The 20,694-nt window shown below is 40.3% G+C and carries 20 protein-coding genes; 18 read left to right on the forward strand and 2 right to left on the reverse strand.

Going from position 1 to position 20,694, the window contains the following annotated elements; translation table 11 throughout:
- Positions 1–76: 76 nt before the first annotated feature.
- The 7 genes from B7703_RS07150 (at position 77) to B7703_RS07180 (ending at position 6,555) form a co-directional block, all read left to right on the forward strand.
- Positions 77–901 carry an alpha/beta hydrolase gene (locus B7703_RS07150; RefSeq protein ID WP_084924210.1) on the forward strand — a complete coding sequence of 275 codons (825 nt, stop codon included), beginning with the start codon at positions 77–79 and terminating at the stop codon, positions 899–901.
- 20 nt (positions 902–921) lie between these two features.
- A complete protein-coding gene (locus tag B7703_RS07155; protein ID WP_084924211.1) occupies positions 922–1,662 on the forward strand; it encodes an esterase family protein in 741 nt (246 codons plus the stop codon).
- Positions 1,663–1,674: 12 nt separating this feature from the next.
- On the forward strand, positions 1,675–2,841 hold the full coding sequence (locus tag B7703_RS07160) for an ATP-grasp domain-containing protein (RefSeq protein ID WP_084924213.1): 1,167 nt from the start codon (positions 1,675–1,677) through the stop codon (positions 2,839–2,841).
- Positions 2,842–2,999: 158 nt separating this feature from the next.
- Positions 3,000–3,869, forward strand: coding sequence for an aquaglyceroporin Gla (gene gla / locus B7703_RS07165; RefSeq protein ID WP_000348101.1), 870 nt, complete (start codon positions 3,000–3,002; stop codon positions 3,867–3,869).
- Positions 3,870–3,992: 123 nt separating this feature from the next.
- Positions 3,993–4,718, forward strand: coding sequence for a CppA N-terminal domain-containing protein (locus tag B7703_RS07170; protein ID WP_045611891.1), 726 nt, complete (start codon positions 3,993–3,995; stop codon positions 4,716–4,718).
- On the forward strand, positions 4,715–5,650 hold the full coding sequence (locus tag B7703_RS07175; protein WP_045611889.1) for a serine hydrolase domain-containing protein: 936 nt from the start codon (positions 4,715–4,717) through the stop codon (positions 5,648–5,650). The genes B7703_RS07170 and B7703_RS07175 overlap by 4 nt, the downstream gene beginning before the upstream one ends.
- A gap of 8 nt (positions 5,651–5,658) precedes the next feature.
- Complete coding sequence (locus B7703_RS07180; protein ID WP_084924215.1) at positions 5,659–6,555, forward strand: DMT family transporter; 897 nt, start codon at positions 5,659–5,661, stop codon at positions 6,553–6,555.
- A 41-nt stretch (positions 6,556–6,596) separates the two neighbouring features.
- On the opposite strand, the gene B7703_RS07185 is transcribed toward B7703_RS07180, so the two are convergent.
- On the reverse strand, positions 6,597–7,295 hold the full coding sequence (locus B7703_RS07185) for a GntR family transcriptional regulator (RefSeq protein ID WP_000936183.1): 699 nt from the start codon (positions 7,293–7,295) through the stop codon (positions 6,597–6,599).
- A 141-nt stretch (positions 7,296–7,436) separates the two neighbouring features.
- Between B7703_RS07185 and guaA the strand changes: the two genes are divergently transcribed.
- The 10 genes from guaA (at position 7,437) to B7703_RS07240 (ending at position 17,430) form a co-directional block, all read left to right on the forward strand.
- Positions 7,437–8,999: a glutamine-hydrolyzing GMP synthase gene (gene guaA / locus B7703_RS07190; protein ID WP_061759029.1), complete on the forward strand. Its 1,563-nt coding sequence runs from the start codon at positions 7,437–7,439 to the stop codon at positions 8,997–8,999.
- A gap of 398 nt (positions 9,000–9,397) precedes the next feature.
- The gene (locus B7703_RS07200; protein ID WP_000169065.1) at positions 9,398–10,684 is read left to right on the forward strand and encodes a peptidase U32 family protein; all 1,287 of its coding nucleotides are present in this window, start codon (positions 9,398–9,400) and stop codon (positions 10,682–10,684) included.
- Between the two features lie 315 nt (positions 10,685–10,999).
- Entirely contained in the window at positions 11,000–11,200 is a 201-nt protein-coding gene (locus B7703_RS07205) for a F0F1 ATP synthase subunit C (protein ID WP_001054560.1), read from the forward strand.
- Between the two features lie 33 nt (positions 11,201–11,233).
- Positions 11,234–11,944 carry a F0F1 ATP synthase subunit A gene (gene atpB / locus B7703_RS07210; RefSeq protein ID WP_000392870.1) on the forward strand — a complete coding sequence of 237 codons (711 nt, stop codon included), beginning with the start codon at positions 11,234–11,236 and terminating at the stop codon, positions 11,942–11,944.
- Positions 11,945–11,957: 13 nt separating this feature from the next.
- Positions 11,958–12,452, forward strand: coding sequence for a F0F1 ATP synthase subunit B (gene atpF / locus B7703_RS07215; RefSeq protein ID WP_020902744.1), 495 nt, complete (start codon positions 11,958–11,960; stop codon positions 12,450–12,452).
- Entirely contained in the window at positions 12,452–12,988 is a 537-nt protein-coding gene (locus tag B7703_RS07220) for a F0F1 ATP synthase subunit delta (protein WP_049502213.1), read from the forward strand. The genes atpF and B7703_RS07220 overlap by 1 nt, the downstream gene beginning before the upstream one ends.
- Positions 12,989–13,002: 14 nt before the next feature.
- On the forward strand, positions 13,003–14,508 hold the full coding sequence (gene atpA / locus B7703_RS07225) for a F0F1 ATP synthase subunit alpha (protein ID WP_084924216.1): 1,506 nt from the start codon (positions 13,003–13,005) through the stop codon (positions 14,506–14,508).
- A 15-nt stretch (positions 14,509–14,523) separates the two neighbouring features.
- Entirely contained in the window at positions 14,524–15,402 is an 879-nt protein-coding gene (locus tag B7703_RS07230) for a F0F1 ATP synthase subunit gamma (RefSeq protein ID WP_084924218.1), read from the forward strand.
- A gap of 191 nt (positions 15,403–15,593) precedes the next feature.
- Positions 15,594–17,000, forward strand: a complete 1,407-nt coding sequence (gene atpD / locus B7703_RS07235) for a F0F1 ATP synthase subunit beta (RefSeq protein ID WP_084924219.1) — start codon at positions 15,594–15,596, stop codon at positions 16,998–17,000.
- Between the two features lie 10 nt (positions 17,001–17,010).
- Entirely contained in the window at positions 17,011–17,430 is a 420-nt protein-coding gene (locus B7703_RS07240; protein ID WP_024057645.1) for a F0F1 ATP synthase subunit epsilon, read from the forward strand.
- A gap of 44 nt (positions 17,431–17,474) precedes the next feature.
- Here the strand turns inward: B7703_RS07240 and B7703_RS07245 are convergent, their stop codons facing one another.
- A complete protein-coding gene (locus B7703_RS07245; RefSeq protein ID WP_004256587.1) occupies positions 17,475–18,488 on the reverse strand; it encodes a lactonase family protein in 1,014 nt (337 codons plus the stop codon).
- A gap of 176 nt (positions 18,489–18,664) precedes the next feature.
- On the opposite strand from B7703_RS07245, the gene B7703_RS07250 reads away from it, so the two are divergent.
- Complete coding sequence (locus B7703_RS07250; protein WP_084924221.1) at positions 18,665–20,659, forward strand: peptide ABC transporter substrate-binding protein; 1,995 nt, start codon at positions 18,665–18,667, stop codon at positions 20,657–20,659.
- Positions 20,660–20,694 lie beyond the last annotated feature (35 nt).

Below are 20,694 nucleotides of genomic sequence, written 5' to 3' on the forward strand. Positions count from 1 at the left end.
TGGAAGCAAAACTAACTTTTTTTCTATAATTGTGATATAATAAAATAAAATTTTGAATATAGAGAGTTTTCTGACAATGAATCTATCCTACTTTTATTTAAAAATGAAAGAACACAAACTCAAGGTTCCTTATACAGGTAAGGAACGCCGTGTACGTGTTCTTCTGCCTAAAGATTATGAGAAAGACACGGATCGTTCCTATCCTGTTGTTTACTTTCATGACGGGCAAAATGTTTTTTATAGCAAGGAGTCTTTCATTGGACATTCATGGAAGATTATCCCAGCTATTAAGCGTAATCCTGATATCAGTCGCATGATTGTCGTCGCCATTGACAATGATGGTATGGGGCGGATGAATGAGTATGCGGCTTGGAAGTTCCAAGAATCTCCTATCCCAGGACAGCAATTTGGCGGTAAGGGCGTGGAGTATGCTGAGTTTGTTATGGAGGTGGTCAAGCCATTTATCGATGAGACCTACCGTACTAAAGCTGACTGCCAGCATACGGCTATGATTGGGTCTTCACTAGGAGGCAATATTACCCAGTTTATCGGTTTGGAATACCAAGACCAAATTGGTTGCTTGGGCGTCTTTTCATCTGCCAACTGGCTCCATCAAGAAGCCTTTAATCGCTACATCGAGCGCCAGAAACTATCGCCTGACCAGCGTATCTTTATCTATGTTGGAACTGAAGAAGCAGATGATACGGACAAGACCCTGATGGCTGGTAATATCAAACAAGCCTATATCGATTCGTCTCTTCGGTATTACCATGATTTGATAGCAGGTGGGGTACACTTAGATAATCTTGTCTTGAAAGTTCAATCTGGTGCCATCCATAGTGAAATCCCTTGGTCGGAGAATTTACCAGACTGTCTGAGATTTTTTGCAGAGAAATGGTAAGTTAAGAAAGGAGAAAGCCAATGCATATTGAAAACCTCAGCCACTGGAGTGGTCACCTCAACCGTGAAATGTACCTTAACCGTTATGGACATGCTGGGATTCCAGTTGTGGTCTTTGCTTCATCAGGTGGTAGTCACAACGAATACTATGATTTTGGCATGATTGATGCCTGTGCTTCCTTTATCGAGGAAGGCCGTGTCCAGTTCTTTACCCTATCCAGTGTAGATAGTGAGAGCTGGTTGGCCACTTGGAAAAAAGGTCACGATCAAGCAGAGATGCACCGTGCCTACGAACGCTATGTGATTGAGGAGGCTATTCCTTTTATCAAGCATAAGACAGGTTGGTTTGATGGTATGATGACGACAGGTTGCTCGATGGGCGCCTACCATGCTGTCAATTTTTTCCTCCAGCATCCAGATGTCTTTACCAAAGTGATTGCTCTTAGTGGTGTTTACGATGCACGTTTCTTTGTCGGCGATTACTACAATGACGATGCTATTTACCAAAACTCGCCAGTAGATTATATCTGGAACCAGAACGACGGCTGGTTTATTGATCGTTATCGTCAGGCAGAGATTGTGCTGTGTACGGGTCTTGGTGCATGGGAACAAGACGGTCTACCATCTTTCTACAAGCTCAAAGAAGCCTTTGACCAGAAACAAATTCCAGCCTGGTTTGCTGAATGGGGACACGATGTCGCCCATGACTGGGAATGGTGGCGCAAACAAATGCCTTATTTCCTTGGAAATCTCTATTTATAAAAGGAGTTATCTATGAATTACCTTGTTATTTCTCCCTACTATCCACAAAACTTTCAACAGTTTACCATAGAACTAGCCAATAAAGGCATCACAGTCTTGGGAATTGGTCAAGAACCATACGAGCAATTGGATGAACCTTTACGCAATAGCCTGACCGAGTATTTCCGCGTAGATAATCTTGAGAACATAGACGAAGTCAAACGTGCTGTAGCCTTTCTTTTCTATAAACATGGCCCAATTGACCGCATTGAGTCTCATAATGAATACTGGCTTGAGTTGGATGCAACACTCAGAGAACAATTCAATGTCTTTGGTGCCAAACCAGAGGATCTCAAAAAGACGAAATTTAAGTCTGAAATGAAGAAGCTTTTCAAAAAAGCAGGTGTCCCTGTGGTCCCTGGAGCTGTTATCAAGACGGAAGCAGATGTTGATCAAGCAGTGAACGAAATCGGTCTTCCAATGATTGCCAAACCTGATAATGGAGTGGGAGCAGCCGCAACCTTTAAGCTTGAAACAGAAGACGATATCAATCACTTCAAGACTGAGTGGGATCATTCAACTGTTTATTTCTTTGAGAAATTTGTCACCTCTAGCGAAATTTGCACTTTTGATGGTCTAGTGGACAAGGATGGAAAGATTGTCTTTTCAACAACTTTTGACTACGCCTATACACCGCTTGATCTCATGATTTACAAGATGGACAATTCTTATTACGTTCTCAAGGATATGGATCCTAAATTACGTAAATATGGTGAGGCAATTGTCAAAGAATTTGGTATGAAAGAACGGTTCTTCCATATTGAGTTCTTCCGTGAAGGGGGCGACTACATTGCCATTGAGTACAATAACCGTCCTGCAGGTGGTTTTACCATTGATGTTTATAACTTTGCTCATTCCTTGGATCTCTACCGAGGCTATGCGGCGATTGTCGCAGGAGAAGAGTTCCCAGTGTCAGAGTTTGAACCTCAGTATTGTTTGGCTACTTCTCGCCGTTCCAATGCCCACTATGTTTATTCAGAAGAGGATTTGCTTGCCAAATACAGTCAGCAGTTCAAGGTTAAAAAAATCATGCCAGCGGCCTTCGCAGAACTTCAAGGAGATTACCTTTATATGCTGACGACTCCGAGTCGACAAGAAATGGAGCAGATGATTGCAGATTTCGGACAACGTCAAGAATAAGAACTCTCGGATTAAGGAAATGCACCTCCTTAATCCTTTTGTTTTTTATAAGAAATAAAATCGCTTTCTTATATATTCTTTTAGAAAACCTGTTGCTAAAAGATATAAAAATTGATAGAATAAGGATTGTCTAAAAAATTTTAAGGAGAATCTATCAAATGGATTTCACATGGGCAATTAAATATGCCACTGAATTTTTGGGAACTGCTATTTTGATCATTCTTGGAAATGGTGCAGTTGCCAACGTTGAACTTAAAGGTACGAAAGGTCACCAAAGTGGCTGGATCGTTATCGCTGTTGGTTATGGTATGGGGGTTATGATCCCAGCGTTAATGTTTGGTAACGTATCTGGAAACCACATTAACCCAGCCTTCACTCTTGGACTTGCAATCAGCGGTCTTTTCCCTTGGGCACAAGTTGCACCTTATATCATCGCACAAGTTTTGGGTGCTATCTTTGGTCAAGCCTTGGTTGTGGCAACACACCGCCCATACTACTTGAAAACTGAAAATCCAAACAACATTTTGGGTACTTTCTCAACAATTTCAAGTTTGGATAATGGTACAAAAGAATCACGTTTTGCAGCAACTGTTAATGGTTTTGTAAATGAGTTTGTTGGATCATTTGTTCTTTTCTTTGCAGCCCTTGGAATGACTAAAAACTTCTTTGGTTCTGAAGTGCTTCAATACATGAAACAAATGGCTAGTCAAGCAGGTCAAAATGTTGACTTTTCTGATTTAGCAATCAAAGCCCAAGTAGCACCACATACTGCTTCAGGACTTTCAGTAGCTCACTTAGCACTTGGATTCCTTGTTATGGCCTTGGTAACATCACTTGGTGGACCTACAGGACCTGCCTTGAACCCAGCCCGTGACTTGGGGCCACGTCTCCTTCATGCTTTCCTTCCAAAATCAGTTCTTGGTGAGCACAAAGGCGATTCAAAATGGTGGTACTCTTGGGTACCAGTAGTAGCACCGATTGCAGCAGCAATTGCGGCAGTAGCTATCTTCAAATTCCTTTACCTATAAGAAATTGAAACCGGGGAAATCCTCGGTTTTTTAGATGAAATTTTACGAAAAAAAGGTAAATCTGAGCATAATTTCTTGTAAAAAATTCTAAAATCCTTTAAAATAAAAGAGTTGGAGGAGTTTATGAATGTAAATCAGATTGTACGGATTATTCCTACTTTAAAAGTTAATAATAGAAAATTAAATGAAACATTTTATATAGAAACCCTTGGCATGAAGGCCTTGTTAGAAGAGTCAGCCTTTCTGTCACTAGGTGATCAAACAGGTCTAGAAAAGCTGGTTTTAGAAGAAGCTCCCAGTATGCGTACTCGTAAGGTAGAGGGAAGAAAAAAACTAGCTAGATTGATTGTCAAAGTGGAAAATCCCTTAGAAATTGAAGGACTCTTATCTAAAACAGATTCGATTCATCAATTATATAAAGGTCAAAACGGCTACGCTTTTGAAATTTACTCTCCAGAAGATGATTTGGTTTTGATTCATGCGGAAGATGACAGAGAAAATCTAGTAGAAGTAGGAGAAAAATCTGAGTTTCAAACAGATCTGGAGTCAATTTCTTTAAGTAAATTTGAGATTTCTATGGAATTACACCTCCCAACGGATGTAGATAGTGTCTTGGAACTATCTGAAATTGGGGAATCCCTTGATTTTATTCCAGCTCAGGGGCAGGATTTGACTGTGGACAATACGATTACTTGGGACTTATCTATGCTCAAGTTCTTGGTCAATGAACTAGATATAGCAAGTCTTCGTAAGAAGTTTGAGTCTACTGAATATTTTATTCCTAAGTCTGAAAAATTCTTCCTTGGTAAAGATAGAAATAATGTTGAATTGTGGTTTGAAGAAGTATGAAGTGGACCAAGATTATTAAAAAAATAGAAGACCAAATCGAGGCAGGGATCTATCCCGGAGCCTCTTTTGCGTATTTTAAGGACAATCAATGGACGGAGTTCTATTTAGGCCAGAGTGACCCAGAGCATGGCTTGCAGACTGAAGCAGGACTTGTTTATGACCTAGCTAGTGTCAGCAAGGTTGTTGGGGTTGGCACAGTTTTGACCTTCTTGTGGGATAAAGGTCAATTAGATATTGATAGACCGGTAACAGATTTTTTACCTGAAAGTGATTATCCAGACATCACTATTCGTCAGCTCTTAACCCACTCTACAGATCTTGATCCTTTTATTCCCAATAGGGATCTTTTAGCAGCCTCAGAATTAAAGGACGCGATGTTTCATCTCAACAGACGAAGTCAGTCAGCCTTTCTTTATTCGGATGTCCATTTTTTGCTGTTAGGTTTTATCTTGGAAAGAATCTTTAATCAAGACTTGGATGTGATTTTACAAGAACAAGTGTGGAATCCTTGGAGAATGACGGAAACCCAGTTTGGTCCTGTTGAACTTGCTGTTCCAACAGTTAGAGGTGTAGAGGCAGGTCTGGTACATGATCCCAAGGCTCGCCTCCTAGGCAGACATGCTGGTAGTGCTGGTTTGTTTTCGACTGTAAAGGATTTACAAATTTTTTTAGAACACTATTTAGCAGATGATTTTGCAAGAGATTTGAGTCAAAATTTTTCTACTTTGGATGACAAGGAACGTTCTTTAGCATGGAATTTGGAAGGAGATTGGCTAGACCATACGGGCTATACAGGTACCTTTATCATGTGGAATCGTCAGAAGCAAGAAGCGGTCATTTTCCTATCGAATCGTACCTATGAAAAGGATGAGAGAGCTCAATGGATTATTGACCGCAATCAAGTGATGGACTTGATTCGCAAAGAAGAGTAAGGAGAGACATGTCAAACAGTTTAAAAGGGACTCTATTAACAGTTGTGGCTGGGATTGCTTGGGGCTTGTCAGGAACGAGTGGCCAATACCTGATGGCACATGGAATTTCGTCTCTGGTTTTAACTAACTTACGACTTTTAATCGCCGGTGGGATTCTCATGGTCTTGGCTTATGCTACTGCAAAGGATAGAATGCTGGCCTTTTTAAAGGATAGAAAGAGTTTGCTGTCTCTTCTTATTTTTGCTCTAATTGGTCTCTTCCTCAACCAATTCGCCTATCTAACTGCTATTCAGGAAACCAATGCAGGAACCGCGACGGTGCTTCAGTATGTTTGTCCTGTCGGGATTTTGATTTATAGCTGTATCAAGGATAAGGTGGCACCGACACTGGGAGAGATAGTTTCTATCATATTAGCCATCGGAGGGACCTTCCTGATTGCAACTCATGGGCAGTTGGACCAGTTATCCATGACACCTGCAGGCCTGTTATGGGGTCTCTTTTCTGCTCTGACTTACGCCCTGTATATCATTTTGCCCATATCCTTGATTAAGAAGTGGGGGAGCAGTTTGGTCATTGGTGTGGGAATGGTCATAGCTGGTTTGGTCGCCCTTCCTTTTACAGGGGTTCTAGAGGCTACTATCCCAACTAGTCTTGATTTTCTCCTCGCTTTTGCGGGAATTATCCTTATCGGGACTGTCTTTGCCTATACAGCTTTCCTTAAAGGAGCCAGTCTGATAGGACCGGTCAAGTCAAGCTTGTTGGCTTCAATTGAACCAATCTCGGCAGTTTTCTTTGCTTTCCTAATTATGAATGAACAATTTTATCCCATTGATTTTCTTGGTATGGCAATGATATTAATTGCAGTAACTCTGATTTCGTTGAAAGATTTACTTTTAGAAAAATAAAAAGACTCTTTGTCCGTGACAGAGAGTTTTTGCCTAGTAATCTAATTATTTTCAAGATAAAATTCAAAGCGTTCGCCTACATACTGACTTTTTACGTATTCAAATGCAGTACCATCTTCTAGGTAGGAAACCTGAGTCAAACCAAGAATAGCATGTCCTTTTTCAACTTCCAAATAGTGGGCAATCTTTTCTTTAGCAAGGCGAGCATAGATGGTCTGTTGAGATTTGCCTATACGGTAGCCGTGTTTTTGCAAGGTTTGGAAGAAATGACTGGTGATTTCTTCTTTTTTAAAGTCTTTAATGAATTTTTCAGGAATAGAAGCAACTTCATAAACTAGAGGAACTTGGTCGGCATAGCGAACCCGCTCCATTCGGATAATATTTTCGGTAGGAGAAATTCCTAGTTTAGCAACTTCCTGCTCATTGGGAATGGTTTTTCTGTAGGAAATGAGCTGGCTAGAGGGAACTTTACCTTGGGACTTAACAATTTCAGTAAAACTGGTTGTCCCTCGCATCTTTTCTTGTACTCGAGTACTAGACACAAAGGTGCCACTTCCAACTCTGCGCTCCAGAACACCTTCTTCGACCAAGAGGGAAATTGCTTGGCGGAGAGTCATGCGACTAACCGCAAACTGCTCTGCTAAATCTCGTTCACTGGGAAGCCTCTCGCCAATGGCCCAACGATGTTCGTCAATATCTTTTTTTATCTGATCATGGATTTTCATATAAGCGGGTAGCATATTTTTCACTTCATTTCTATCTTTTCTCTATTGTACCCCAATAAACTAGAAAAAGTCAAACTTCGCCTTGTTTAGTTGGTAATTCGCCCTTATTTGTGATAGAATATTGAAAAAAGATATTTCTTTTGAGAAAGGAAAAAGATGAGCAACATTTCAACTGATTTGAAAGATGTCGAAAAAATCATCGTATTGGACTATGGTAGCCAATACAACCAGCTGATTTCACGCCGTATCCGTGAGATTGGTGTTTTTTCAGAACTAAAAAGCCATAAAATTTCAGCTGCTGAAGTTCGTGAAATCAATCCTGTAGGAATTATCCTTTCAGGCGGACCAAACTCTGTATACGAAGATGGTTCATTTGATATTGACCCAGAAATCTTCGAACTTGGAATTCCTATTTTGGGAATTTGTTATGGTATGCAGTTATTAACTCATAAACTTGGAGGAAAAGTTGTTCCTGCAGGTGATGCTGGAAATCGTGAATACGGTCAATCAACTCTTACTCACACACCATCAGCTCTTTTTGAATCAACACCAGACGAGCAGACTGTTTTGATGAGCCATGGTGATGCGGTTACTGAAATTCCTGCTGACTTTGTTCGTACAGGTACATCTGCTGACTGCCCATACGCAGCCATTGAAAACCCAGATAAACACATTTATGGTATCCAATTCCACCCAGAAGTTCGTCATTCTGTATACGGAAATGATATCCTTCGTAACTTTGCCCTTAACATCTGTAAAGCTAAAGGCGACTGGTCAATGGATAACTTCATTGATATGCAGATTCAAAAAATCCGTGAAACCGTCGGTGATAAACGTGTCCTTCTTGGCCTTTCAGGTGGGGTTGACTCATCTGTCGTTGGAGTTCTTCTCCAAAAGGCTATTGGCGATCAATTGATCTGTATCTTCGTAGACCACGGTCTTCTTCGTAAAGGAGAAGCTGACCAAGTTATGGACATGCTTGGTGGTAAGTTTGGTTTGAATATCGTCAAAGCAGACGCTGCTAAACGTTTCCTTGACAAACTTGCTGGCGTTTCTGACCCAGAACAAAAACGTAAAATCATCGGTAACGAATTTGTGTATGTCTTTGATGACGAAGCAAGTAAGCTCAAAGATGTGAAATTCCTTGCTCAAGGTACCTTATACACAGACGTTATCGAATCTGGTACAGATACAGCTCAAACTATCAAGTCACACCACAACGTGGGTGGTCTTCCAGAAGACATGCAATTTGAACTGATTGAACCACTCAACACTCTTTACAAGGATGAAGTTCGTGCCCTTGGTACAGAGCTTGGTATGCCAGACCATATCGTATGGCGCCAACCATTCCCAGGACCAGGACTTGCGATCCGTGTCATGGGTGAAATAACTGAAGAAAAACTTGAAACAGTTCGCGAATCAGACGCTATCCTCCGTGAAGAAATTGCCAAAGCAGGTCTTGACCGCGATATCTGGCAATACTTCACAGTGAACACAGGCGTTCGTTCAGTTGGTGTTATGGGTGACGGTCGTACTTATGACTATACGATTGCAATCCGTGCGATCACTTCTATCGATGGTATGACAGCTGACTTTGCAAAGATTCCTTGGGAAGTTCTTCAAAAGATTTCTGTACGTATCGTAAACGAAGTGGACCACGTTAACCGTATCGTCTACGATATTACAAGTAAACCACCTGCAACCGTTGAGTGGGAGTAGTCATTTAAGGACTAGCTTATTTCATGTAGTTTAATTAGCCAGTATCTTTGGATACTGGTTTTTACTTTATCTGACTTTTTGATTACTTGTTAAAACTGAGTTAATTTTCGACAGTTTATCAGTCATTATGCAAAGCATATACTCGATGAAAATCAAAGAGCAAACTAGAAAGCTAGACGTAGGTTTCTCAAAACAGTATTTTGAGGTTGTAGATAAGACTGACAAAGTCAGTCACATATACAATCCAAGGCGAAACTGACGTGGTTTGAAGAGATTTTCGAAGAGTATTAAAAGATTAGAATTGTCAAAACAATCTGTCTAGGCTTGATTTTATCACTTATTTACTATAAAATGAGAAAGAAAAACGTCAAACTTTTATATTGCAAATAGGAGAAAACATGACAAAAACATTAAAACGTCCTGAGGTTTTATCACCTGCAGGGACTTTAGAGAAGCTAAAAGTAGCTGTTCAGTATGGAGCAGATGCTGTCTTTATCGGTGGTCAGGCCTATGGTCTTCGTAGCCGTGCCGGAAACTTTACTTTCGAACAGATGGAAGAAGGTGTCCAGTTTGCGGCTAAGTATGGTGCTAAGGTTTATGTGGCTGCCAACATGGTTATGCACGAAGGAAATGAAGCTGGTGCTGGTGAGTGGTTCCGTAAACTACGTGATATCGGCATTGCGGCAGTTATCGTGTCTGATCCAGCCTTGATTATGATTGCGGCTACAGAAGCACCAGGTCTTGAAATCCACCTCTCTACCCAAGCAAGTGCCACAAACTATGAAACTCTTGAGTTTTGGAAGGAACTGGGCTTAACTCGTGTCGTTTTGGCGCGTGAGGTTTCAATGGAAGAATTGGCAGAAATCCGCAAACGTACAGATGTTGAGATTGAAGCCTTTGTCCACGGAGCCATGTGTATTTCTTACTCTGGTCGTTGTACTCTTTCAAACCATATGAGTATGCGTGATGCTAACCGTGGCGGTTGCTCTCAGTCTTGCCGTTGGAAGTATGATCTTTACGATATGCCATTTGGGAAAGAACGCAAGAGTTTGAAAGGGGAAATCCCAGAAGAATTTTCAATGTCAGCTGTTGACATGTCCATGATTGACCATATCCCAGATATGATTGAAAATGGTGTGGACAGTCTAAAAATCGAAGGACGTATGAAGTCTATTCACTACGTATCAACAGTAACCAACTGCTACAAGGCAGCTGTTGATGCTTATCTAGAAAGTCCAGAAAAATTTGAAGCTATCAAGCAAGACTTGATTGATGAAATGTGGAAGGTTGCCCAACGTGAATTGGCAACAGGTTTCTACTACGGTACACCATCTGAAAATGAACAGTTATTTGGTGCTCGTCGTAAAATTCCTGAGTATAAGTTTGTCGCTGAAGTGGTTTCTTATGATGATGCGACGCAAACAGCGACCATTCGCCAACGGAACGTCATTAATGAAGGCGACCAAGTTGAGTTTTATGGCCCAGGTTTCCGTCATTTTGAAACGTATATCGAAGATTTACATGATGCCAAAGGCAATAAAATTGACCGCGCTCCAAATCCAATGGAACTCTTGACAATCAAAGTCCCACAACCTGTTCAAGCTGGAGATATGGTTCGAGCTCTCAAAGAAGGACTCATCAATCTTTATAAAGAAGATGGCACCAGCGTCACAGTTCGTGCTTAATAAGCATGTAGGAGACGAAAGCTTTCTAGTTGCTTTCCCTTTAATCCTACTTATTAAAAGAACATTAGGTTAAAGAAAATATATTAATTTCCATCCGAGATTTCATCTCGGATTTTTTCATTATTTTTCAGAAAGATCTAGATAATGGAGGGATTTATTACAAGTTTTTTCCAAATTTTTCTATATAATAAGCTAAAAAATAGTAAAAATGTAAATAATTTTCATTAAACGCTTTCAACGTAAGTAAAAAGTTGACAAATTCAATTTTTAGGACTAAACTAAGTAAGTAAATTTTAATTAAAAGGAGAATTCGTCATGAATTTAACATTTTTCGGTCTATGTCTTGCCTGTATGGGTGTATCTCTTGGTGAAGGTATGTTGATGAACGGTTTGTTGAAATCAGTTGCTCGCCAACCAGATATCATCTCAGAACTACGTAGTTTGATGATCCTAGGGGTTGCCTTTATTGAAGGTACTTTCTTCGTTACTCTTGTCTTTTCATTTATCATCAAATAAAAGAAGTATAAATTGAAAAAGGGAGGATTTTAGATGGAAGAAAGTATTAATCCAACCATCAATATTGGTCCTGTTACCTTTAATTTAACCATAGTAGTTTTGACTTTGTTGACTGTAGCACTTATTTTTGGCTTTATTTATTGGGCAACTCGAAATATGACTTTGAGACCCACAGGAAAACAAAATGTATTAGAGTATTTATTTGATTTTGTTGTTGGATTTACAAAATCAAACCTTGGTCCAATGATAAAGGATTATTCTCTCTTTTATTTCTGTTTATTCCTATTTATGGCCATTGCAAATAATATTGGCTTAATGGCTAGAATTCAGACTACAGATGGTGTAAATCTTTGGACCTCACCAACAGCAAATTTGTCATTTGACTTGGTCTTGTCTTTTACAATTATCTTAATGACCCACGTAGAAGGAATTCGTCGTCGTGGAATCAAAAAGTATTTAAAAGCATTTGTAACACCAGGTTTTATGACACCAATGAATCTCTTGGAAGAAGTTACCAATCTCCTTTCACTTGCATTGCGGGTCTTTGGTAATATCTTTGCAGGGGAAGTGATGGCAAGTATGTTAGTCCTACTTTCTCATCAGGCCTTCTATTGGTATCCTATTGCTTTTGGAACAAATCTAATCTGGACTGCATTTTCTGTTTTTATTTCTTGTGTACAAGCATATGTATTTACATTGTTATCTTCAATGTACCTAGGAAATAAAATTAATGATGAAGAATAGAAAGGAGTAGTTTATGAATGTAACAGTAGGTGAATTACTTGGTGATTTTATACTAATCGCTGGTTCCTTTATTCTCTTGCTAGTCTTGGTTAAGAAATATGCTTGGTCAAATTTGGCTAGCATTTTCGAACAAAGAGCAGAAAAAATTGCAGCAGATATTGACGGAGCTGAACAAGCACGTCAAAAAGCAGAAGTATTGGCTCAAAAACGCGAAGATGAATTGGCTGGTAGCCGTAAAGAAGCTAAGACAATCATTGAGAATGCGAAAGAAACAGCTGAGAAAAGCAAAGCTAGTATTTTAGCAGATGCTAAGCTAGAAGCAGGACGCTTGAAAGAAAAAGCGAACCAAGAAATTGCTCAAAATAAAGCTGAAGCTTTACAAAGCGTTAAGGGTGAGGTAGCAGATTTGACAATCAGCTTGGCTGGTAAAATCATCTCACAAAACCTTGACGGTCATGCCCATAAAGAACTCATTGATCAGTATATCGATCAGCTAGGAGAAGCTTAATGGACAAGAAAACAGTAAAGGTAATTGAAAAATACAGCATGCCTTTTGTCCAATTGGTTTTAGAAAAAGGAGAAGAAGACCGTATCTTTTCAGACTTAGCTCAAATCAAGCAAGTTGCTGAAGAAACAGGTTTACCTTCTTTTTTAAAAAAAGTGGCAGTAGACGAGTCTGACAAGGAAAAAACGATTGCGTTCTTCCAAGATTCAGTGTCGACTTTATTGCAAAACTTTATTCAGGTTCTTATCTACAATCACAGAGCAAATCTTTTTTATGATATTCTTGTAGATTGCTTGAACCGACTTGAAAAAGAAACAAATCGATTTGAAGTGACGATTACGTCAGCTCATCCTTTAACTGATGAACAAAAGAGTCGCTTGCTCCCTTTGATTGAGAAAAAAATGTCTCTTAAAGTAAGGAGTGTAAAAGAACAAATCGATGAAAGTCTTATTGGTGGTTTTGTCATTTTTGCCAATCACAAGACAATTGATGTGAGTATTAAACAACAACTTAAAGTTGTTAAAGAAAATTTGAAATAGAAAGTGGTGTTCTTTTGGCAATTAACGCACAAGAAATCAGCGCTTTAATTAAGCAACAAATTGAAAATTTCAAACCCAATTTTGATGTGACTGAAACAGGTGTTGTAACCTATATCGGGGACGGTATCGCGCGTGCTCACGGCCTTGAAAATGCCATGAGTGGAGAGTTGTTGATCTTTGAAAACGGCTCTTATGGGATGGCTCAGAACTTGGAGTCAACAGACGTCGGTATTATCATCCTAGGTGACTTTACAGATATCCGTGAAGGCGATACAATCCGCCGTACAGGTAAAATCATGGAAGTCCCAGTAGGTGCAAGTCTGATTGGTCGTGTTGTGGACCCACTTGGTCGTCCAGTTGACGGTCTTGGAGAAATCCACACTGATAAAACTCGTCCAGTAGAAGCACCAGCTCCCGGTGTTATGCAACGTAAGTCTGTATCAGAACCATTGCAAACTGGTTTGAAAGCTATTGACGCCCTTGTACCGATTGGTCGTGGTCAACGTGAGTTGATTATCGGTGACCGTCAGACAGGGAAAACAACCATTGCGATTGATACAATCTTGAACCAAAAAGGTCAAGATATGATCTGTATTTACGTAGCGATTGGACAAAAAGAATCAACAGTTCGTACGCAAGTAGAAACACTACGTCAGTACGGTGCCTTGGACTACACAATCGTTGTGACAGCCTCTGCTTCACAACCATCTCCATTGCTCTTCCTAGCTCCTTATGCTGGGGTTGCCATGGCAGAAGAATTTATGTACCAAGGTAAGCATGTTTTGATCGTTTATGATGATCTTTCAAAACAAGCGGTAGCTTATCGTGAACTGTCTCTCTTGCTTCGTCGTCCTCCAGGTCGTGAAGCTTTCCCAGGGGATGTTTTCTACCTTCACAGCCGTTTGCTTGAGCGCTCAGCTAAAGTTTCTGATGAACTTGGTGGTGGATCCATTACAGCCCTACCGTTTATCGAGACACAAGCAGGAGATATCTCTGCCTATATCGCAACCAACGTGATTTCAATCACTGATGGACAAATCTTCCTTGGTGATGGTCTCTTCAATGCAGGTATTCGTCCAGCCATCGATGCGGGTTCATCTGTATCTCGTGTAGGTGGTTCTGCACAAATCAAAGCCATGAAGAAGGTTGCTGGTACACTTCGTATCGACCTTGCTTCATACCGTGAGTTGGAAGCCTTCACTAAGTTTGGTTCTGACTTGGACGCAGCAACACAGGCTAAGTTGAACCGTGGACGTCGTACAGTTGAAGTCTTGAAACAACCTGTTCACAAACCATTGCCTGTTGAGAAACAAGTAACCATTCTCTATGCTTTGACACATGGTTTCTTGGATACTGTTCCAGTAGATGAAATTGTTCGTTTCGAGGAAGAGTTCCATGCCTTCTTTGACGCTCAACATCCAGAGATTTTAGAAACCATTCGTGATACAAAAGACTTGCCAGAAGAAGCAGTCTTGGATGCTGCGATTACAGAGTTTCTCAATCAAACCAGCTTCCAATAAGAATAGAGGTGTCAGATGGCAGTATCTCTAAATGATATTAAAACAAAAATCGCCTCAACAAAAAATACGAGTCAAATCACTAATGCCATGCAGATGGTATCAGCTGCTAAGCTAGGTCGTTCTGAAGAAGCTGCTCGCAACTTCCAAGTTTATGCTCAGAAAGTTCGTAAACTTTTGACGGATATTCTTCATGGTAATGGAGCTGGTAGTTCAACCAATCCGATGTTGATTAGTCGTCCAGTTAAGAAGACAGGCTATATCGTCATTACTTCAGACCGCGGTTTGGTTGGAGGTTATAATTCCTCTATTCTGAAAGCTGTTATGGAGCTGAAAGAAGAATACCATCCAGACGGTAAAGGTTTTGAAATAATCTGTATTGGTGGAATGGGAGCTGATTTCTTTAAAGCTCGTGGTATTCAACCACTTTATGAACTACGTGGCTTGGCAGATCAACCAAGCTTTGATGAAGTTCGTAAGATTATTTCAAAAACTGTTGAAATGTACCAAAATGAACTTTTTGATGAACTCTATGTCTGCTATAACCACCATGTCAATACGCTAACCAGTCAAATGCGTGTGGAACAAATGCTTCCGATTGTTGACTTGGATCCAAATGAAGCAGACGACAGTTACAGCTTGACCTTTGAATTGGAAACTAGTCGAGAAGAAATTTTGGAGCAGTTGTTGCCTCAGTTTGCAGAAAGTATGATTTACGGTGCTATTATCGATGCTAAGACAGCTGAAAATGCTGCCGGTATGACCGCCATGCAAACAGCGACAGATAATGCTAAGAAAGTCATTAATGATTTGACAATTCAGTATAACCGTGCCAGACAGGCGGCGATTACACAAGAAATTACAGAAATCGTAGCAGGAGCTAGTGCCTTAGAATAGGCTCTAGTCCAGCTCGTATGAAAATGAACTTATACTCAATGAAAATCAAAGAGCAAACTAGGAAGCTAGCCGCAGGCTGTACTTGAGTACGGTAAGGCGACGCTGACGTGGTTTGAATTTGATTTGCGAAGAGTATTAGGACCTAGTTGAGCTAGGAACCGACAGTATCTTATATAGAATAGGAGAAGGAGATGAGTTCAGGTAAAATTGCTCAGGTTATCGGTCCCGTTGTAGACGTCTTGTTTGCAACAGGGGAAAAGCTTCCTGAGATTAACAATGCACTTGTCGTCTACAAAAATGACGAAAGAAAAACAAAAATCGTCCTTGAAGTAGCCTTGGAGTTGGGAGATGGTATGGTTCGTACTATCGCCATGGAATCAACAGATGGTTTGACTCGTGGAATGGAAGTATTGGACACAGGTCGTCCAATCTCTGTACCAGTAGGTAAAGAAACTTTGGGACGTGTCTTCAATGTTTTGGGAGATACCATTGACTTGGAAGCTCCTTTTACAGAAGATGCAGAGCGTCAGCCAATTCATAAAAAAGCTCCAACTTTTGATGAGTTGTCTACCTCTTCTGAAATCCTTGAAACAGGGATTAAGGTTATCGACCTTCTTGCCCCTTACCTTAAAGGTGGTAAGGTTGGACTTTTCGGTGGTGCCGGAGTTGGTAAAACCGTCTTAATCCAAGAATTGATTCACAACATTGCCCAAGAACACGGTGGTATTTCAGTATTTACCGGTGTTGGGGAACGTACTCGTGAGGGTAATGACCTTTACTGGGAAATGAAAGAATCAGGCGTTATCGAGAAGACAGCCATGGTATTTGGTCAGATGAATGAGCCACCAGGAGCACGTATGCGTGTTGCTCTTACTGGTTTGACAATTGCTGAATATTTCCGTGATGTGGAAGGCCAAGACGTGCTTCTCTTTATCGATAATATCTTCCGTTTCACTCAGGCTGGTTCAGAAGTATCTGCCCTTTTGGGTCGTATGCCATCAGCCGTTGGTTACCAACCAACACTTGCTACGGAAATGGGTCAATTGCAAGAGCGTATTACATCAACTAAAAAGGGTTCTGTAACCTCTATCCAGGCTATCTATGTGCCAGCGGATGACTATACTGACCCAGCGCCAGCAACAGCCTTCGCTCACTTGGATTCAACAACCAACTTGGAACGTAAGTTGGTACAATTGGGTATCTACCCAGCCGTTGACCCACTTGCTTCAAGCTCACGTGCCTTGGCACCTGAAATCGTTGGAGAAGAGCACTATGCAGTTGCTGCTGAAGTAAAACGTGTTCTTCAACGTTACCATGAATTGCAAGATATCATTGCTATCCTTGGTATGGATGAGCTTTCTGATGAAGAAAAGACCTTGGTTGCTCGTGCTCGTCGTATCCAGTTCTTCTTGTCACAAAACTTCAACGTTGCGGAACAATTTACTGGCCAGCCAGGTTCTTATGTTCCAGTTGCTGAAACTGTTCGTGGCTTTAAGGAAATCCTTGATGGTAAACACGATCACTTGCCAGAAGATGCCTTCCGTGGGGTTGGTTCTATCGAAGATGTGATTGCGAAAGCTGAAAAAATGGGATTTTAAGAGGTGATCTATGGCTCAGTTAACTGTCCAGATCGTGACACCAGATGGTCTCGTCTATGATCACCATGCCAGCTTTGTATCAGTTCGAACTCTGGATGGTGAGATGGGAATCTTGCCACGACATGAAAATATGATTGCAGTTTTAGCAGTTGATGAGGTTAAGGTTAAACGTGTAGATAATGAAAATCACGTGAACTGGATTGCAGTGAACGGAGGTGTTATCGAAGTTGCTAATGGTGTTATCACAATCGTTGCTGACTCTGCAGAACGTGCTCGTGATATCGACGTTAGTCGCGCAGAACGTGCCAAACTTCGAGCAGAGCGTGAAATTGAAGAAGCACAAGACAAACACTTGATTGACCAAGAACGTCGTGCGAAGATTGCACTGCAACGTGCCATTAACCGTATTAATGTCGGAAATAGACTATAAGAAAAAAATGAACTTGAGTTACCAAGTTCATTTTTTATGTTTTCTTAAGGGGCAAAACTGATGCAGACTGCTTCTGGGACATGGAAGTCATTAGAAAGTTCTGCTAGACGTCCAGTTTCAGAATTGCGTTTAAAGACAGTTGCATTGTCAGAGTCCTGATGGACAGCAATGACAAATTCTTGATCCGGTGTCAAATCAAAATCACGTGGAGTCTGACCATGTGTCGGAACGATTTCTAACAACTCTAAGCTACCGTCCGCAAGAATTGTATATACTGCGATAGAATCATGACCACGGTTAGAGGCGTAGAGGTATTTACCATCTTTAGAGAGACGAATAGCAGCAGTACCATTAAAGCCTTCATAACCGTCTGGTAGAGTTGAAATGACTTGCATGCGTTCAAATTCGCCAACACCATCGTAGATTAGAACTTCGATAGTGCTATTGAGTTCACAAATGAGATAAGCGATTTTATAATGGTTATGGAAAATAATATGGCGTGAGCCTGCTCCTGGCTGGCTATGATAGGTATAGAGCTTAGATAATTTTCCTTCTGAATCAAGATCGTAAGTAATTACTTGGTCAGTACCCAAGTCGCAGGTCACTAGATAGTGGTCAGGTGTTAAATCTGTATAGTGAACATGTGGAGAAGCTTGATTTTCATGTGGACCTTGGCCACTGTGTTGATCAACATCACTAAGTAGAAGACAACCATCTTCCTGACGTTTATAAACAAGGACCTGTCCCTTGTGATAGTTTGCTGCGTACACCAAATCACGCTCTTCATCAACGGCAACATAACAGTGGGGGGCTCCCTCTTCAACGACGTGATTTAATAAGGTACCATTAGTTTGATAGGCTGCAATTCCACCCTTATCGTCTTGACTACCAACAGTGTATAAATGTTGATGCTGGTCAAAGGCAAGGTAGGTTGGACTTGGCTCAGTAGCAAAAAGTTCTAGATTTGAAAGCTGACCAGTTTCTGTATCAAAGTCTGCCTTATAAATCCCTTGGGAAGTACGACGTGTATAAGTTCCAAAATAAACAGTTTCTTTCATAACTTTACCTCTATATAAAGATAAGACTATTATATCACAAAAATGGAAGTATGAAGAAATCAAGATTAGCAAGAGCTTTACCTAATTCTTTTGATGATAATATTAGAAATGTTTTCATTGATTTACTTAATAAAAGTGCTATAATAATCTTATACAAATTGCAAAGGAGTTTGTTTATGAAAAAACGTGTTTTCTTAGCAGCAGGAGTTGCTGTACTCTCGGCAGCAGTGCTAGTAGCGTGTTCATCTGGTAATGGTAATAAAGAAGCAACTAAACCAGCAACTAAACCAGTTACTTATGCCTATGTATTCTCATTAGATCCTGTTACTTTGGATTATACAGTTTCTGGTAATGTCAGCACTAAACAGATTACAGGTAATGTTATTGATGGATTATTAGAAAATGATCAATATGGGAATCTGGTCCCATCAGTTGCAGAAGATTGGACTGTTTCCAAAGATGGTTTGACCTATACCTATAAAATCCGTCAGGGTGTCAAGTGGTATACCAATGAGGGAGAGGAGTATGGTGAAGTTAAGGCTCAGGATTTTGTAACTGGTCTTAAGCATGCAGCTGATAAGAAATCACAGGCTCTCTATTTGGTACAGGATTCTATCAAAGGATTGGATGACTATGTAAATGGGAAAACAACAGATTTCTCAACCGTAGGCGTGAAAGCAACAGATGATTATACTGTTGTTTATACTTTGAACCATCCAGAATCTTTCTGGAATTCAAAAACAACAATGGGAGTCCTTGCTCCCGTGAGTGGAGATTTTTTGGCATCTAAAGGAGATGATTTTGGTAAGGCCACTGATGTAACGAGTATACTATACAATGGGGCATATCTTCTTAAGGGGCTTACTTCGAAATCTTCTATCGAAATGACCAAAAACCAAAATTACTGGGATAAGCAAAATGTCTTTATTGATGATATCAAGTTATCATTCTTTGATGGTCAAGATGCAGACTCTCTAGGACGTGGTTTTGATGAGGGACATTATCCAGCTGCTCCACTCTTTAAAAACTCTGCCAACTATGAACGTCTAAAAGAAAAATACAAGGATAATATTGTATATGGTCAACAAAGAGGTGGCGTATTCTATATGTCTATTAATATTGATCGTGTGTCATACAATCATACTGCTAAAACAAGTGATGTAGAAAAATCCTCTACTAAGAAAGCACTTTTAAACAAAGATTTCCGTCAAGCCTTGGCATTTGCTGCAGATCGTAAAGCAGCTGTTTCTCAGGTGTTTGGGGATGAAGTGGCGCCTCGTAAATTACGTACAAGTTTCACTCCTCCAACATTTGTACAAGTTGGAGACCAATCGTTTGGTCAAGTAACTAAGATAGAATTGGATAAATTGGATAATGTCTGGAAAGATGTCAGTCTTGATGATGCGCAAGATTCACTTCATAACGTAGACAAGGCTAAAGCTAAGTTTGAATCTGCTAAGAAAACTCTTCAAGCTGATGGAGTACAGTTCCCAATTCATTTAGATCTTCCAGTTTCATCTACTCAGACAGATTTTATCCATCAAGCTCAGTCTTATAAACAATCCATTGAAGAAGCCTTGGGCTCTGAAAATGTAGTTGTTGACATTCAACAGGTTTCTGATGATGAATTGGGAAACATGACTGTTCTAGCAACATCAAATAATAATGTTGATTGGGACATTAATGTTAATAGTGGTTGGAGTCCGGATTATGAAGATCCATCAACTTATCTAGATGTATTTGATCCAACTTCAGGTCCAAGTCTCCTCGGCTCTCTTGGTGTAGCACCAGGAACAGACAATCAAGCCATTAAAACAGTTGGATTGGATAAATACAAAGCATTGATTGATGATGCAAATAGTGAAAAAACAGATCTGCAAAAACGTTATTCTAAATATGCTAAGGCGCAAGCTTGGTTAACAGATAGTGCTCTAGTTATTCCTGTACACTCAGACGGTGCCCAAATGTTAGTAACGAAGAAAGTACTAGGTAGTGGTGCTGATGGTTGGATTGGTGACAAAACAGGAGATAACAGTTATAAATATCTTAAACTCCAAGATAAAATTGTCACTTCCAAAGAAATGGATGAGTTCCGCAAGAAATTTGCTGATGAAAAAGGCAAATCCAATGCTGATTATCAGAAGAACTTAGACCGTCATATTCAAGACTAATCAAATCTCCTCTTTTGAGGGGATTTTTTATGTTG

This window comes from Streptococcus mitis, assembly GCF_002096735.1.
Classification (GTDB): Bacteria; Bacillota; Bacilli; order Lactobacillales; family Streptococcaceae; genus Streptococcus; species Streptococcus mitis_CZ.